General features: G+C 55.6%; 11 protein-coding genes. 1 reads left to right on the top strand and 10 read right to left on the bottom strand.

What is annotated here, in order from left to right; translation table 11 throughout:
* Positions 1-15: 15 nt before the first annotated feature.
* Genes ACAF76_RS09215 through ACAF76_RS09200 form a run of 4 tightly spaced genes read right to left on the bottom strand, consistent with a single transcriptional unit; the run spans position 16 to position 4,091 of the window.
* Entirely contained in the window at positions 16-1,389 is a 1,374-nt protein-coding gene (locus ACAF76_RS09215) for an LLM class flavin-dependent oxidoreductase (RefSeq protein ID WP_400163453.1), read from the bottom strand.
* Positions 1,390-1,444: 55 nt separating this feature from the next.
* The gene (locus ACAF76_RS09210; RefSeq protein WP_400163452.1) at positions 1,445-2,290 is read right to left on the bottom strand and encodes a MetQ/NlpA family ABC transporter substrate-binding protein; all 846 of its coding nucleotides are present in this window, start codon (positions 2,288-2,290) and stop codon (positions 1,445-1,447) included.
* A gap of 41 nt (positions 2,291-2,331) precedes the next feature.
* Positions 2,332-2,982, bottom strand: coding sequence for a methionine ABC transporter permease (locus ACAF76_RS09205; protein WP_400163451.1), 651 nt, complete (start codon positions 2,980-2,982; stop codon positions 2,332-2,334).
* Positions 2,983-2,984: 2 nt separating this feature from the next.
* Complete coding sequence (locus ACAF76_RS09200) at positions 2,985-4,091, bottom strand: methionine ABC transporter ATP-binding protein (RefSeq protein ID WP_400163450.1); 1,107 nt, start codon at positions 4,089-4,091, stop codon at positions 2,985-2,987.
* Positions 4,092-4,467: 376 nt separating this feature from the next.
* Here ACAF76_RS09200 and ACAF76_RS09195 point away from each other — a divergent pair, with 376 nt between their 5' ends.
* The gene (locus ACAF76_RS09195; protein WP_400163449.1) at positions 4,468-5,487 is read left to right on the top strand and encodes an LLM class flavin-dependent oxidoreductase; all 1,020 of its coding nucleotides are present in this window, start codon (positions 4,468-4,470) and stop codon (positions 5,485-5,487) included.
* Between the two features lie 246 nt (positions 5,488-5,733).
* Here the strand turns inward: ACAF76_RS09195 and mutL are convergent, their stop codons facing one another.
* The 6 genes from mutL to miaB all read right to left on the bottom strand — a co-directional run bounded on the left by mutL (position 5,734) and on the right by miaB (position 14,573).
* Positions 5,734-7,809: a DNA mismatch repair endonuclease MutL gene (mutL, locus tag ACAF76_RS09190; protein ID WP_400163448.1), complete on the bottom strand. Its 2,076-nt coding sequence runs from the start codon at positions 7,807-7,809 to the stop codon at positions 5,734-5,736.
* Positions 7,810-7,833: 24 nt separating this feature from the next.
* Complete coding sequence (gene mutS / locus ACAF76_RS09185; protein WP_400163447.1) at positions 7,834-10,416, bottom strand: DNA mismatch repair protein MutS; 2,583 nt, start codon at positions 10,414-10,416, stop codon at positions 7,834-7,836.
* Between the two features lie 89 nt (positions 10,417-10,505).
* Complete coding sequence (locus tag ACAF76_RS09180) at positions 10,506-11,792, bottom strand: putative amidoligase domain-containing protein (protein ID WP_400163446.1); 1,287 nt, start codon at positions 11,790-11,792, stop codon at positions 10,506-10,508.
* 122 nt (positions 11,793-11,914) lie between these two features.
* Positions 11,915-12,475 carry an outer spore coat protein CotE gene (gene cotE, locus ACAF76_RS09175; RefSeq protein WP_400163445.1) on the bottom strand — a complete coding sequence of 187 codons (561 nt, stop codon included), beginning with the start codon at positions 12,473-12,475 and terminating at the stop codon, positions 11,915-11,917.
* Between the two features lie 134 nt (positions 12,476-12,609).
* A complete protein-coding gene (locus tag ACAF76_RS09170) occupies positions 12,610-13,053 on the bottom strand; it encodes a RicAFT regulatory complex protein RicA family protein (RefSeq protein ID WP_400163444.1) in 444 nt (147 codons plus the stop codon).
* An 8-nt stretch (positions 13,054-13,061) separates the two neighbouring features.
* A complete protein-coding gene (gene miaB, locus ACAF76_RS09165; protein WP_400163443.1) occupies positions 13,062-14,573 on the bottom strand; it encodes a tRNA (N6-isopentenyl adenosine(37)-C2)-methylthiotransferase MiaB in 1,512 nt (503 codons plus the stop codon).
* Between the last annotated feature and the right edge of the window lie 29 nt (positions 14,574-14,602).

Genomic DNA, 14,602 nt, shown 5'->3' with positions numbered 1-14,602 from the left:
ACATGTTTCATCGAATCACTTGGCGGCGGACGACGCCTGCGACTCTGCTTTTTCCAGTCGTGCTCGTGCCGCAAAGCGGTTCTCCGGCTTGCGCAGACCGAGATGATCGCGCAGCGTATCGCCTTCGTAATCGAGACGGTACAGCCCGCGTTCCTGCAAGATCGGGATGACTTTATCAACGAAGTCCTCCAGTCCCTGGGGGAGAACCGGGGCGACGAGCATGAAGCCGTCAGCGGCTCCTTCTGCAAACCATTTTTCCAGGACATCTGCGACCTGCTCTGGCGTTCCCACGAGTTCATCGTTGACCCCGCCTTCGAGCAGTGCGTACAGTTCGCGCAAGGTCGGATTCTTTTTGCGAATCAGTTCTGTCATCCGCTCGAAGTGGCTTTGAATACCGTTGTCGGCAGGAAACTCTACTTCTGCTGCCGGCGTGTCCAAGGTGTATTTGCTGAAATCAACTTTGCCCAAATAGCCGGACAAAAATCGCAAGCCTTGCTCCGGTACGAGCAGCTCCTGCAACCGCCGCTGCATTGCTTCGGCTTCTTCCTTCGTGTCCGCGATGATCGGGGAAATGCCTTGCAAAATGTGCAACTGGTCCGGCGTGCGCCCAAACGAGGCCAGCTTTCCTTTGAGGCTTTGGTAAAACTCTTGCGCCTTGGCAAAGTCTTTGACGTGGGAAAATACTACTTCCGCCGTACGCGCCGCCAGCCACTGCCCCGGTTCGGAGGCGCCTGCCTGCACGATCACCGGCTGACCTTGCCGTGATCTGCCAATGTTGAGCGGGCCCCGCACCGAGAAGTAACGGCCCCTGTAATCCAATCGATGCATTTTTTGCGGGTCGAAGTAGACCCCGTTTTCCTTGTCCTGGACGAACGCATCGTCCTCCCAGGAGTCCCACAAGCCTTGCACGACGTCGATAAATTCCTCGGCCCGCCGGTAGCGTTCGTCATGCTCCACATGTGCATCCAGGTTGAAATTGCGCCCGGTTTCTCCTGTAGCGTCACCCGTCGTGACCAGATTCCACCCGGCTCGCCCATTGCTGATCTGATCGACCGACGCGAACAGCCGGGCGAGGTTATACGGCTCGTGATACGTCGTCGATGCAGTCGCCACCAGGCCGATCTTGGAAGTCGCTCCCGCCAGTGCCGCGAGCAATGTCGTCGGTTCGAACCGGTTCAAAATATTCGGGTGGGAGTTTTCATTCACAGCCAGGCTGTCGGCAATAAAAGCGATGTCAAATTTCCCACGCTCCGCCGTCTGTACCAGCTTTTTGTAAAATTCCAGATCGATACTCGCATTGCGCTTGGCTTCCGGCAAACGCCAGGATGCGACGTGAATACCTGTGCCCACTAGGTAGGCGGACAAACGGATTTGTCTTTCTCTCGTCATCGGTACCCCTCCTTTTTGCGTGCATTGTTGCCTTGTAAAAGTCTGCACTCCCCCGTTACGGCTTGCTGGAATACGCGTCCTTGAAGTTTTTCAGTTCCTCTACCGATACTTGCGTTGGGATGTAGTTGCCCTTGTACGTCTCTGTGATGAAGTCGGTGACCTCCCGCGACTGGTAGATTTCCACCAGCTTTTTCAGGTCTTCCCGATTTTCGTTGTGCCGCGTCGTGGCAATTACATTGATGTACGGCTTGGCGGTCTTGCTTTCGTGGAAAATGGCGTCTTTTAACAAAAATCCGGCTTCGACTGCCACGCCGTTGTTGATGATCGAGGCAGCGACATCCGGCATGACGCGCGGGGTGTTTGCTCCATCGACGGGTACAATCTCAAGTTGTTTGGGATTGTCCTTGATTTTGTCTGCACCGCCGAAGCCGTCGAAGTCGTCCACTACCCGAATCAGCCCCGCTTCCTGCAGCAGCAGCAGAGAGCGCCCCCAGTTGGAGTCGTCATTTGGCACCGCGATTTGGGCGCGATCGGGAATGTCTTCGATCTTCTCGTACTTGTCGGAGTAAATGCCGAGCGGGGCGATAATCGTCGAGCCGATGGGGACGATGTCCGAATTGTTTTTTTCGTTGAACTGATCGAGGAAGGCGACGTGCTGGAACGCGTTTGCGTCGATGTCTCCTTCGAGCAGCACCGTATTCGGATTGACGTTGGCATTGAGTTGCACCAGTTCGATCTGCAGCCCGTGTTTGTGCGCCTGTTCCTTGACGAAATCCCAGGTCCGGCTTTCCGACCCGCGAATTCCGATTTTTAGCGCCTGGGATGACGTATCAGGCTTCCCGCATGCGGCTGCGAGACTGGCAAGTACGATAAGGAATACAAAAAGGACCCATTTTTTCATGTCTGTCTCTCCTGTCTTTATTTTTCAATTGGACACTTTGCTTATCTGCGGCGGATGTTTCGCGCCAGACGGTTGCCCAGTGATTGGATGCCCTGCACCATGACGACCAGAATGATCACCGTCGCCACGATCGTGATCGTACTGAAACGCTGATGCCCGTACGTAATCGCCAAGTCGCCAAGACCGCCTGCACCCACTGCCCCGGCCATCGCCGTCGCGCCGATCAGGCCAATCGTAGCGGTCGTGATCGACAGCACCAGCGATCCGAGCGCTTCAGGTATGAGAAAGCGGAAAATCACTTGCACAGGAGTCGCACCCATCGCCTGTGCCGCCTCGATGATCCCCGCATCGACCTCCAGCAGCGAGTTTTCTACCAGCCTTGCTATATACGGTCCCGTATAGATGACGAGGGGGACGATTGCAGCCGTCGTGCCGATCGAGGTCCCGACAATCAGTCGCGTCAGCGGGATGATCGCCACCAGCAGGATGATAAAAGGCACGGACCTGAGGACGTTGACGACCGGGTTGAGAAGCGAAAAAATGAACGAATTTTCCAAAATGTGACCCTTGCGTGTGACGACCAGCAAGACGCCTAGCGGAATACCAATGATGGTGGCGAAGAGAAGTGACGCACTGACCATGTACAGCGTTTGATACACTGCTTGCACAATTTGCTCCGATGTGACTTCCATCTCTACGTTATCTCCTTCACAGTCACGTTTTGCAGCCGGATGTACTGATACGCCCGGGAGATTTCTGCTTCATGGCCAGTCAGCTCGATAATCAGCCGACCAAACGGCACACCTCGCAGCTCTGCGATATTTCCGTGCAGAACGCCGACTTCAGTCTGAAACTGCTTGGCAACCTGGGATATAATCTGCTGCCCGGAACGCTCCCCGACGAAGTAAATCTGAAAAAATCGCGATCGACTGCCTTTCGCCTGCAACGCTTCGACCACTCCAGGCGGTATTTCGTCGGGCATGACCGACTTTACAAATCCCTGGGCGGTGCTTGTCTGCGGATTTGCGAACAGGTCCAGTACGTCACCCTGCTCAACGACCGAGCCTTGATCCATGACGGCGACTCGATTGCAAATTTCCTTGATGACGTTCATCTCATGGGTGATCAGGAGAATCGTGACGTTGTACTCCTGGTTTACACGCTTGAGCAATTGCAGGATTGAGCCGGTCGTCTGCGGGTCAAGCGCTGAGGTAGCCTCGTCGCTGAGCAATATCGAGGGATTGGTCGCCAGCGCACGGGCGATGCCGACACGCTGTTTTTGCCCGCCGGACAGCTCATCCGGGTAGCTCCTTGCTTTGTCTGACAACCCGACGAACGAGAGCAGTTCTGTCACTCTGTCCTGAATCTCCATTTTCGGTGTCTGACCCAAAAGAAGCGGCATTGCGACATTGTCAAAAACAGTCTTCGATTCCAGCAGGTGAAATTGTTGAAAAATCATCCCGATCTGTTTTTTGACGGCACGCAGTTCGCGTTCCGACAGGCAGGTCAGGTCCTTGCCGTCCACGATGACTTTGCCCGCTGTAGGTCGCTCAAGCAAGTTGACCGTGCGCAAGAGCGTACTTTTGCCTGCCCCGGAATACCCGATTACCCCGAAAATATCCCCTTTTTGTACGTTCAGGGTGACGCCCTTGAGCGCATGAATCGTCTTTCCGGCGCTTTCAAACGTCTTCTCCACCTGCACAAACTCGATCTTGTTTTCCTGGGCGGCGCTGTTGGATGAGCCGCCTTGGTTGGTCAGAGAAGGAGCTGCCTGCTCCAGAATGACCGGTTCGATACCCATATACATTCCTCCCTGGTTCTCGATGCATCTCCCCATTTGCCTAAGGGGCCCTGTTTGTTTTTTGCCAAGCCTTTTTGCCAAAACAAAAAGACCCCCTACCCACGTCAAACGTGAGGCAGGAAGTCTCCAGTGGTCTGGTCGACTCGAAATTCCTATATGATTACTTGGTATTCTATCTTCCACTTTCCAATTCGTCAACTTTTTCTTTTTTATTCCTGCACGATAAACAGATTGACAACGGCCACATGCATCGTTAAAATCCTAGTAAACATATAGGTTATTGTTATTTCGCTGACTGGAACACCAGAAGCCCCTTTGAACACATGTTCTTCAAGGGGCTTTTTGCGTACATTTTGACGTAGAGGAGAGAAGCACTGTGGCGCTGAGACTGAGTATTTTGGACCAAACACCGATTCAGGAAGGAGAAACAGCCACGCAAGCCTTCCAGCACACGATTGAACTGGCACGGATCGCAGAGAAGCTGGGCTACCACCGTTTCTGGGTTTCCGAGCATCACGATCTGGATCACGTCGTCGGGTCTTCCCCGGAGGTTCTCATTTCCCACCTGCTGGCAAAGACCGAGCGAATCCGTATCGGTTCGGGCGGCGTGATGCTGCAGCATTACAGTCCGTATAAAGTGGCGGAAAACTTCCACGTCCTCGCCTCGCTGGCACCGGGGAGGGTCGATCTTGGAGTAGGACGCGCACCGGGCGGGCTGCCCTTGTCCACACGCGCTTTGCAGCAAAGGAACGCCGCTTCTTCCCCTCCGTCCCTCGATGAAAAACTGACTGAGCTGGTAAGCTATCTGCACAACAATCTGGAGCCGGGGCACCCTCTGTACGGGTTGAAAGCGATCCCGGTTCCCCCTAAGCCTGCTGATCTATACCTGTTGGGAACGAGCGTGGAGAGCGCTGAACTGGCTGCCAAACGCGGGCTCCCGTATGTCTTCGCGCAGTTCATTAACAGCGATGAGGCTGTCAGTCTTGCCGCCATCGACAGGTACCGCAGCCAGTTTGTCAGCGGTCAGCAGCTACGTCCCGAAGCCATCATTGCGCTGTCCGTGATCGTCGCTGACAGCGATGCAGAAGCTCGAACACTCGCCGCCGAGAACGAGCAAGTCACCATCCATCTGGCTAGCGGCAAAACGCTCACATTAAACAGCATGAAAAAAGCGAGGGAGTTCGAAAAGCACTCCACAGAAGCGTTTACCCTGGAAATAAAAGAGCCGCATATTCTCTCCGGAAGCAAAAAGACCGTCAGGGAAAAGCTGCTCGCCCTCCAACAAACGTATCAGGTAGACGAGTTGGTCATCGTGACCCCGATCAAATCATTCCCGAAACGGATTCGTTCGTACGAGCTTCTGGTTGAAGCCTTTTCCGAGCTGCCAGTCTGCTAGGCAAAAGCTGACCTGCCGACATGTCCCGCTTTTCTCAGCCCGCAAGACACCCGTGATGCGGTGCCAATCAATGGAATAATACCTTCAAGCACTGTGCGATTGCATCTGCACAAAAGACAGCTTGGAGGTATTTTTTTCGTTCTGTAGTTTCTTGTCTCGCTTTGCTCCAGCCCGCGCATCGGTGAATCCCGGCAACAAAAAAAGAGCAGAGCGATCCCGCTCTACTCCTGATCTTCGTTCGATTCTTCACATGACCCGCTTGAACATCTTTTCCAGGTCGTACCCGGAAAAGTGGATGACGATCGGTCGTCCATGCGGGCAGGTAAACGGACTGGACGTCTCCCGCAGTTGGTTGAGCAGGCTCTCCATCTCGGCGTGCGTGAGATAGCGGTTTGCCTTGATCGCTGCCTTGCAGGACATCAGGATCGCCGCTTTTTCCCGCATCAACACAAGGTCTGCCTGCTCCCTCTCCCCGCTCTCCAGAATAAACTGGACGAGCTCCTCGATCACTTCCAGCTCCGCCCCCTGCGGAAACCAGTGGGGATGCGCCCGGACGATAAAGGTGCGTCCGCCAAAAGACTCGATCTCCAGACCGAACGACTGCAAGAGCCCAAGCCGCTTTTCCAGGCGCGCCGCCTCTGCCGCCGTACACTCGACCGTATGGGGGAACAGCAGCATTTGGCTGGCAACCGACTCGCTGCGCAGCTTTTCCATGAAGTATTCGTAAAAAATCCGCTCCTGGGCTGCGTGCTGGTCGATCAGGTACATGCCCGCGTCGTTTTGTGCGACGATGTACGTTCCGTGTACTTGCCCCACCGGATACATGACAGGAACAGCAGATTCCTCGCGTGGCGCAGTCTCGGCGGCGTTCCCGGTTTGTTCCGAGGGTTGTGTGGATACACTCTTTGTCCCAAGATCGGTAGGAGCCGTCTGTTGCTGTTCGGCTCCGGTAACGAATACCGCTTCTGATGGCTGTACCCCCGTCCGCCCTTCCGTAAACAATGTCGTGGCTGCCTGCTGCTCGGCCACCATCTGTCTCTCCGAAAGAGACATCTCGCTTCCGAACTGTTCCCGCTCTGCCAGACGTGAAGCTGTCCGCGGTTCCATTGCGGCAAAAGAACCATTTCTCGGGACATGCTCGGCAAAAACGCCGCTGCTGCCAGAAGCAAACGCTCCCCCTGATCGGGCATAGCTGCCGGGTGCTTCCTTTGCCACCTGACTGCTGCCTTGTGGCATGCTCGGAGCAGCAGGGATCTGCAGGTCAAACTGCGGCTGTTCCACCTGGGTGACGACCTTTGCCTTTGGCTGTGCCGCCAGCGGTCTGACAATGCCCAACCCTTCGCGCAAGGTGCTTTTCACCGACTCTTCCACAGCCGCGCACAGCTCCGCTTCCTTGCTGAAACGCGCCTCGAGTTTGGCCGGGTGTACGTTGACATCCACCAGAGTGGGGTCCATTTCGATCTGCAAGGCCACGATCGGGAACCTGCCGATTGGCAAAAGCGTGTGGTAGCCTCGCAGGATCGCGTTGTGCAGGGCATGGTTGCGGATGTAGCGGCCGTTTACGAGCGTAGACAGGTAGGAACGGTTGGCGCGCGTCACTTCGGTCTTGGACAGGTAGCCGCTCCAGCGAAAGTCGAGCGTCTCACCTGCAATCGGCAGCAATTGTTTGGCGATCTGCACGCCGTAGATGGCGGCCATGACGTGCAGCAGCTTGCCGTCGCCCGAGGTTTGCAAAAGCGGCTTCTGGTTGTGCGTCAATGTAAAGGAAATATCCGGATGAGTCAGCGCCAGCCGATTGACGTAGTCGGAGATGTGACCGATCTCCGTGGCGATCGATTTCATGTACTTCAGTCGCGCCGGCGTGTTGAAAAACAGGCTGCGAACGCAAATCTCGGTCCCTTTGGGGGCTGCCGTCTCCAGCTCTTCGCGCACTGTCCCCCCCTCGATCAAAAGCCGCGTCCCGACCTGGCTGCTGGACAGATTGCTGGTCAGTTCCACGCGGGAGACGGCTGCGATACTCGGCAGTGCCTCCCCGCGAAATCCGAGCGTACGGATGCGGAACAAATCCCTCACCGATCCGATCTTGCTCGTCGCATGCCGCTCAAAAGCGAGCCGGCAATCGTCGCGGTCCATGCCCTGTCCGTCGTCGACGACGCGGATCAGCTCCAATCCGCCTTCCTCCACGTGAATCTCAATGCTCGTCGCCATGGCGTCGATGGCGTTTTCCACCAGCTCCTTGACGACAGAAGCAGGGCGTTCCACGACCTCGCCTGCCGCAATCATATTGGTAAGATGCTCGTCTAATACGTTGATCTTTCCCATCGGACCCCCTCCTCGTGGGACAAGCTACTCCTTTTTCAACCGCTTCTTCCAGGCAAACAACTGCAGCATCGCGTCCATCGGGGTCGTCTGATTCAGATCGAGCTCCCGCAGTTCCGACAGGATCGCCTGCTCGTCTGCCGACAACTGTACTGCCGGCTGCTCCTTTGTCGCGGCTACAGGGGCAGGCGATGACCACAGCGCGTCGAAAGACATTTGCCCGTCGCGTGCATGACTGGCTCCGTTTGCTTCCAGCCCCGTCAAAATCGTGCGGGCGCGCTCAATGACCCAGACCGGCATTTCTGCCAATTCGGCGACGTGAATTCCGTAGCTTTTGTCTGCCTTGCCTTCCTCGATCTTGTGCAAAAACAACAGCTTGCCATCCCGCTCCTCACAGCGAGCATGGACGTTGACGACGCCGGAGAGGCTGTCCGCCAACCCGGTCAGTTCGTGGTAGTGCGTCGAGAACAGCGTCTTGGCGCCAATTTTTTCGCGGATGTACTCAATGACTGCCTGGGCCAGCGCCATGCCGTCGTACGTCGATGTCCCGCGACCGATTTCATCGAGCAAGATCAGGCTGTCTTGGGTCGCTTTTTGCAAGGCGTGATTCGTCTCCAGCATCTCGACCATGAACGTACTGTGACCGCCAGCCAGATCGTCTGCCGCGCCGATCCGCGTAAAAATCTGGTCGACTACCGAGAGCGTCGCTGACTTTGCCGGGACAAAGCAGCCGATCTGGGCCATGACTGTAATCAGTGCGATCTGGCGCATGTACGTGCTTTTCCCGGCCATGTTCGGACCGGTAATCAACAGCACCTGGCGCTGATCGTGGTCCATGTGGACGTCGTTGGATACGAATTTTTCCCCTTCCAGCATCGCCTCGACGACCGGATGGCGACCTTCCTCGATCCGGTACTCGCCTTGCTGCGAAAACTGGGGCCGTACGTAACCGCGCTCGTCGCTGACCGTAGCGAAGGATTGCAGGACGTCGACGGATGCGATCCGCTGCGCCAGCTCCTGCAGCCGGGGTATATGCGCGGCAATTTCGCTGCGGATGGCGACAAACAACTGGTATTCCAGCTCGATCATCTTCTCTTCCGCTTCGAGGATGAGCGCCTCTTTTTCTTTCAACTCCGGCGTGATGTAGCGCTCCGCATTGGCCAGCGTCTGTTTCCGTTCGTAACGTCCGGCGGGGACGTTGCCGATGTTTGCCTTGGACACTTCGATGTAATAGCCGAACACCTTGTTGAAGCCGACCTTGAGCGAACGGATTCCCGTCGCTTCCCGCTCGCTTTGTTCCAGTTGGGCGATCCAGGTCTTTCCTTCGCGGCTGGCTGTGTGCAGCTTGTCCAGGTACGAATCGTAGCCGGTGCGAATAATCCCGCCTTCACGGACCGACAACGGCGGATCGTCGACGAGCGCCTGGCCGAGAAACGAGACGATGTCCGTACACGCATCCATGCCTTCCGCAAGCTCGATCAGGACGGGCGTGTCGGTTGCCAGCAGCATTCGCTTCAACTCCGGTACCGCCTCCAGCGAGAGGCGAAGCTGCACGAGGTCGCGAGCGTTGGCGTTACCGTAGGAAATACGCCCGGCCAGCCGCTCCAGATCGTAGACCCGGTCCAGGCAATCCCGCAAATCCGAACGCAGGAGCATATCCCCCTTCAGCACTTCTACAGCGTCCAGCCTGGCTGTCAACTCGGGCAAATGGCGCAGCGGCCTCTCCAGCCATCTGCGCAACAGCCGTCCGCCCATCGCCGTCTCGGTGCGATCCAGCAGCCACAAAAGCGAGCCTTTTTTGCTCTTGTCGCGAATCGTCTCCGTCAGCTCCAGGTTGCGCCGCGAAAAGCCGTCCATTTGCAGGTACTGCCGGGCGTCGTAACGCTTGATCAGGCGCAAGTGCGACAGACTGCGCTTTTGCGTCGTGCCGATGTAGTGAAGAAGCGCGTTGACCGCTTGGCGCATCGGCAAATCCAGCCCTTTGGCCTGTTCGCCGTACTGCTTGTCAATGGCAAACGCATCGAGCTCCTCCAAAGACAGCTCGGCCTGGGGAATGGACGTCTGGGAAAAGCGGGGAACTGCGCACACGACCATTTCCTTGGGCCGATACTGCAGCGCTTCTTCCAGTACAGTCTGCTTGCTGGCAGCAAGCGAGGTGACGTACATCTCGCCCGTACTCATGTCACAGGCCGCGACACCGCTGCGTCCGTCAGCCCAGGCGACTGCCACCATGTAGTTGTTCTCTTTGTCGGGCAGCCACTTGCCTTCCATCATCGTCCCCGGGGTGATCACCCGGGTGACTTCGCGGCGGACGATTCCCTTCGCTTCCTTGGGGTCCTCCACCTGATCGCAAACGGCGACCTTGTAGCCTTTTTTCAAAAGCTCTGCTATGTAGGTGTCAGCCGCATGGTGCGGGACTCCGCACATGGGGATGCGGTCCTCTCCCCCACCGTCGCGGCCGGTCAGCGTAATTTCCAGCTCCCGGGAAGCGAGCAGTGCATCTTCAAAAAACAGCTCGTAAAAATCACCCATGCGGAAAAATAAGAAAGTATCCGGGTAATCTTGTTTGATTGCCAGATACTGTTGAATCATCGGGGTATATTGTGCCATCGCTTCTTCTCCTAGCTACAAATCTCGCTTGCTATTATAGCATGATTTGAGCCAAAAGTTGAACAAACGCACTGGCAAGGTGTGGCACTTCATCCAAATTCCCATGTTTTTCGCAAATCGACCGACGCCGGCCACGAAATGTCCGATAGCAAATAGGAGAAGTAGCGTTCCAGGTGGATCGCCGAGAGCTGGTAGCCCGGCAATCGTCTCAGCTCCTCCCACACCTGGCGCACATACGGTTCCAGCACCGCTTTGTCTCCCCGGTAGTACGCCTTGAGCAAAGGAAGTCGAAGATGTGGCTGGGCCTGCAACTGGCTGTGTGAGGTGGCAATCAGTCTTGCCAGGTGAAGTACGCCTCTGGCGACTATCGGATGAACGAGCCAACTGGGCAGCGTCCGGTATTCGAAGCCGTACGCCTTTTCCCGCACATCGCCCAAAAAGCCGTACCGTTTTCGACGCTCTGCGCACCCGTCGTCTTCGATCAGGACAAGAGGCAGCGCCAGATAGGCGTCGAGCTTGCGGCGAAGGGCAAATGTCGGCGTCAATCCGCTCAAATGGATATGCCCGCCGATCGGATAGCCGCGAAACGGCATGCCGCCAGCCAAGCATTCGACATCAGGATCATTGATTTTCTTGTATGCGAGCCGCAACGCTTCACGGATGCGCCCATACAGTTCGTCGGGGTCCTCGGACGGCTCGGGACGCAGCTCCGCTATCGGATGCTGATGCAGCGCCAACTCCTCCCGATAGCGGGTCGTGTCACACCCGACAGTCCCGTTCACTTTCAGATAGTTGGAGGCAAGCTCCATCTCGTGCTGCATGTTCTCTGTACGGCGCAGGGCGAACTCCGGGTCCGCACCCAACTTCTGCAATACCTGGCCGTGCAGACGCTGTCGGCTCTCCCACCAATGCCTGGCCTTTTGCAAAAACCGCTCGGCATTCTTCGCCGGCCAATCAGGCGAGACGTTGACCAGCTTGGCCCGATGGGGGGATGCGGCCATCACCGTCACGACGCCCGCGTCGATCCCTGCAGCGTACAATCCCCTTGCTGCCAGTCCTTTGACCAGTTGCAATTCCGGATCGTGTGCGGAAAGCGATACCTGTGCAAAAGAGGGAGACTGCCACGGCTGCAGCAGCCATTGCGTCGGTTCGTCGCTTTTGCGCACCTCCAGCACATGATCCTGGTACATGCTGATTTTGTACGTGCGCCAGCCGGGCTCTTTTCGCTTGCCTGAGGCAACGGGCAGACCGCTGATCCGAAGCAGCCACCTGACCACCTCGGGACGTCGCAGAAGCTCTATGGCCTGCTTCGCATTCGACGACATCACCTGTACGGGCGAACGCGTGAATTGCCTGTTTTCCATCGGTGTCGACACGACCAGCACTCCTTCCTACCCATTCTGCTATAGCCTATGTCTGGGCACGGAAAAAGTGCGGCGTCCATCTGCTGCTCTCCATGTACGGCAAAAAGAAAAAGAGGAGATTGGCTTCTCCTCTTTCAGTCAAGCTCGTCGAGCAGTGTAGATGAATCAAAGTCGTCAAACTCGTCGCTGTTCTCTTCATAGTCAGTGAGCAAATGGAAATCTTTATCATCACAACTATTGCAGACAACAACGCACACTTTTGTCTCTCCGATCACTTCTACAACAAACTCGCTTTCGACCCTGATTGTTATAGTTCCACCGCCACTCAACTCGGCCTTGACGCACTTCGGCTGTTCGACGGCACGGGCGACAATTTCCAGATCGCCTCGGCTGTTCTTATCGAAGAACGTGAGCGGAACGAGTACGGAGAACTTAACTGTTTCTCGCTTGACTTCGGTTTGGGTATTATTGGCAAACGAGAACCACAGGTTGGCATCGTACGTACCAGATACTTCAACCGCGTCTCCGACTTTTTCTGCCTGGAAGTTGGTGTTGATAATCCAGCATCCCAGGATCGTCGAAGGAGTCTGCGATGGTATGATCGTGTGGGTTGTCGAGAAAAATTTATGTCCCTTACCGACAACAGCTTTCGCGATGAGTTCCCGGCACTGTAGATCTTTGTCTATACCCGACATTTCTTTACCTCCTCCATACAACGTTTCTGTACATTTGTATGCAGGGCATTCGGCTAGGGTGCAAACACCCACCTCATTTTGAGGAGAGTTTGGATAAAACGATCGCGAAAGCATGTCGGGACGGGGAACTTTTCTTAGGAGCAGCAGCCTCCGTTGTGTTTTTTCTCAGGTCCGCCGCCTGTTTCTCCGGTCAGCGGATTTCCCCCCGTATCCAAAATAATACGCTCCGATACGGTGTTCGTGATGACATTCGTGACCATTTGCAAAAGGTCGTTCACGTCTACCTGGGATTGTTTGAACTCGGTGACGATCGGAATCGCATCAAGCTCTTCCTGAAGCTGGTTGAACTCTGCTTCTACTTTTTTCACCAGTTCCGGCTTGTTGATCGATTCGAACATGACCATTTGCTTCTGCTTTTGCTTGAGCTGATCGATCAGCTCCTGTACGCGCTCGTGGTGTTTGATCTTCTGTTCGGCTCGCTTGAAAAAGTCGACTTCATTCGTATTGGAAATCATCCCGGCAAGCTCACGGGCTTTTTCCAAAATTTCTTTCTGGGTATACAGGTTTGTTTGTTCCATCTCTCTTTTTACACCTCGACTTTGGTTACTATTTCTCCGTGAAGCGTCCACGTCTTCGCTTCGTCGATGCGGACGTGTACATACTGGCCGATTATCGATTCATCGCCGACGAAGTGAACCAGTTTGTTGGTTCGCGTGCGGCCGGCCAGCACCTTGTCATTGTTTTTCGATACGCCTTCCACCAGGACTTCCTGCACGCTTCCTTCCAGCTTCTTGTTCTGCTCCAGCCCGATTCGTGCAAGTGCTTCATTGAGGCGGTACAGACGCTCTTTTTTCACTTCCATCGGCACATTGTCCTCCATGCCGGCGGCTGGTGTACCCTCGCGCGGAGAGTAGATGAAGGTGTAGGCAAAATCATAGCGCACTTCTTCCACCAAGGAAAGCGTATCTTCGAACTGCTCGTCGGTCTCCCCCGGGAAACCGACGATAATGTCGGTAGACAAAGAGACGTTGGGGATCGCCGCCTTGATTTTTCGCACCAGCTCCAGGTAGTGCTCGCGGGAGTATTTGCGCGCCATGCGTTTGAGCACTTCGCTGGACCCCGACTGGACTGGCAGGTGGATTTGCTCCACCAGATTGCCGCCTTTGCTCAACACTTCGATCAAATGGTCGTCGAAGTCACGCGGGTGGCTGGTGGTAAAGCGGATGCGCGGAATATCGATTTTGCGAATCTCATCCAGCAAATCGCCAAAGCCGTACGTGATATCCTCGAAGTCCTTGCCGTAGGCGTTGACGTTTTGGCCCAGCAGCATGATTTCCTTGAAGCCCTGGCGAGCCAGGTCGCGCACTTCGGCAATCACGTCCTCGGGGCGGCGGCTGCGCTCCTTGCCGCGCGTATACGGGACGATACAGTAGGTGCAGAACTTGTCGCAGCCATACATGATGTTGACCCATGCCTTGGTGTTGCCCTCGCGGATTTTCGGCATGTTCTCGACGATGTCGCCTTCCTTGGACCACACTTCGATGACCATTTCCTTGCTGTAGATCGCTTCGCGCAACAGCTCGGGCAAACGGTGAATGTTGTGGGTACCGAAGACGAGGTCGACCTGCTGGTAGCTCTTCAAAATTTTGCTGACGACTTTTTCTTCCTGCGACATGCAGCCGCACACGCCCAAGATCAGATTCGGATTGTTGTTTTTGATCCGTTTCATGTTGCCCAGCTCGCCAAACACCTTGTCCTCCGCATTTTCACGGATCGCACAGGTGTTGAACAGCACGACGTCGGCATCCTCTACATTGTCCGTCGATGCGTAGCCCATCTGTTCGAGAATACCGGAGATCGTCTCCGAGTCGTGTTCGTTCATTTGACAGCCGTAGGTGCGGACGTGGTACCGCTTCCCTTTGCCGATCTCTTTCATGTCATCCGCAATGGTAAAGTCGTAATGGACCCGGACTTCTTCCTTTCCGCGCTGTTTTGCGTCTTTCAGGGAAGGGGCCTGAAAATACTTGGCGTAATCAGCCGTCGTTTTGGGTGACTTGCCGGATTTTAAGTCCACAGTCGCCTCTTTCACCTGTTTCATAAATCTATCACCTCAGTCGGAATAATCGT

The organism is Brevibacillus sp. TJ4 (genome assembly GCF_044627595.2).
Classification (GTDB): domain Bacteria; phylum Bacillota; class Bacilli; order Brevibacillales; family Brevibacillaceae; genus Brevibacillus.
Note: the sequence above shows the minus strand (reverse complement) of the source record. Positions and strands in the feature narration are given on the sequence as shown.

Bases quoted from the DNA above. Each gene is read 5' to 3' on its own strand.
- ACAF76_RS09215 (WP_400163453.1), bottom strand. From the start codon at position 1,389: ATGACGAGAGAAAGACAAATCCGTTTGTCCGCCTACCTAGTGGGCACA.
- ACAF76_RS09210 (WP_400163452.1), bottom strand. From the start codon at position 2,290: ATGAAAAAATGGGTCCTTTTTGTATTCCTTATCGTACTTGCCAGTCTC.
- ACAF76_RS09205 (WP_400163451.1), bottom strand. From the start codon at position 2,982: ATGGAAGTCACATCGGAGCAAATTGTGCAAGCAGTGTATCAAACGCTG.
- ACAF76_RS09200 (WP_400163450.1), bottom strand. From the start codon at position 4,091: ATGGGTATCGAACCGGTCATTCTGGAGCAGGCAGCTCCTTCTCTGACC.
- mutL (WP_400163448.1), bottom strand. From the start codon at position 7,809: ATGGGAAAGATCAACGTATTAGACGAGCATCTTACCAATATGATTGCG.
- mutS (WP_400163447.1), bottom strand. From the start codon at position 10,416: ATGGCACAATATACCCCGATGATTCAACAGTATCTGGCAATCAAACAA.
- cotE (WP_400163445.1), bottom strand. From the start codon at position 12,475: ATGTCGGGTATAGACAAAGATCTACAGTGCCGGGAACTCATCGCGAAA.
- ACAF76_RS09170 (WP_400163444.1), bottom strand. From the start codon at position 13,053: ATGGAACAAACAAACCTGTATACCCAGAAAGAAATTTTGGAAAAAGCC.
- miaB (WP_400163443.1), bottom strand. From the start codon at position 14,573: ATGAAACAGGTGAAAGAGGCGACTGTGGACTTAAAATCCGGCAAGTCA.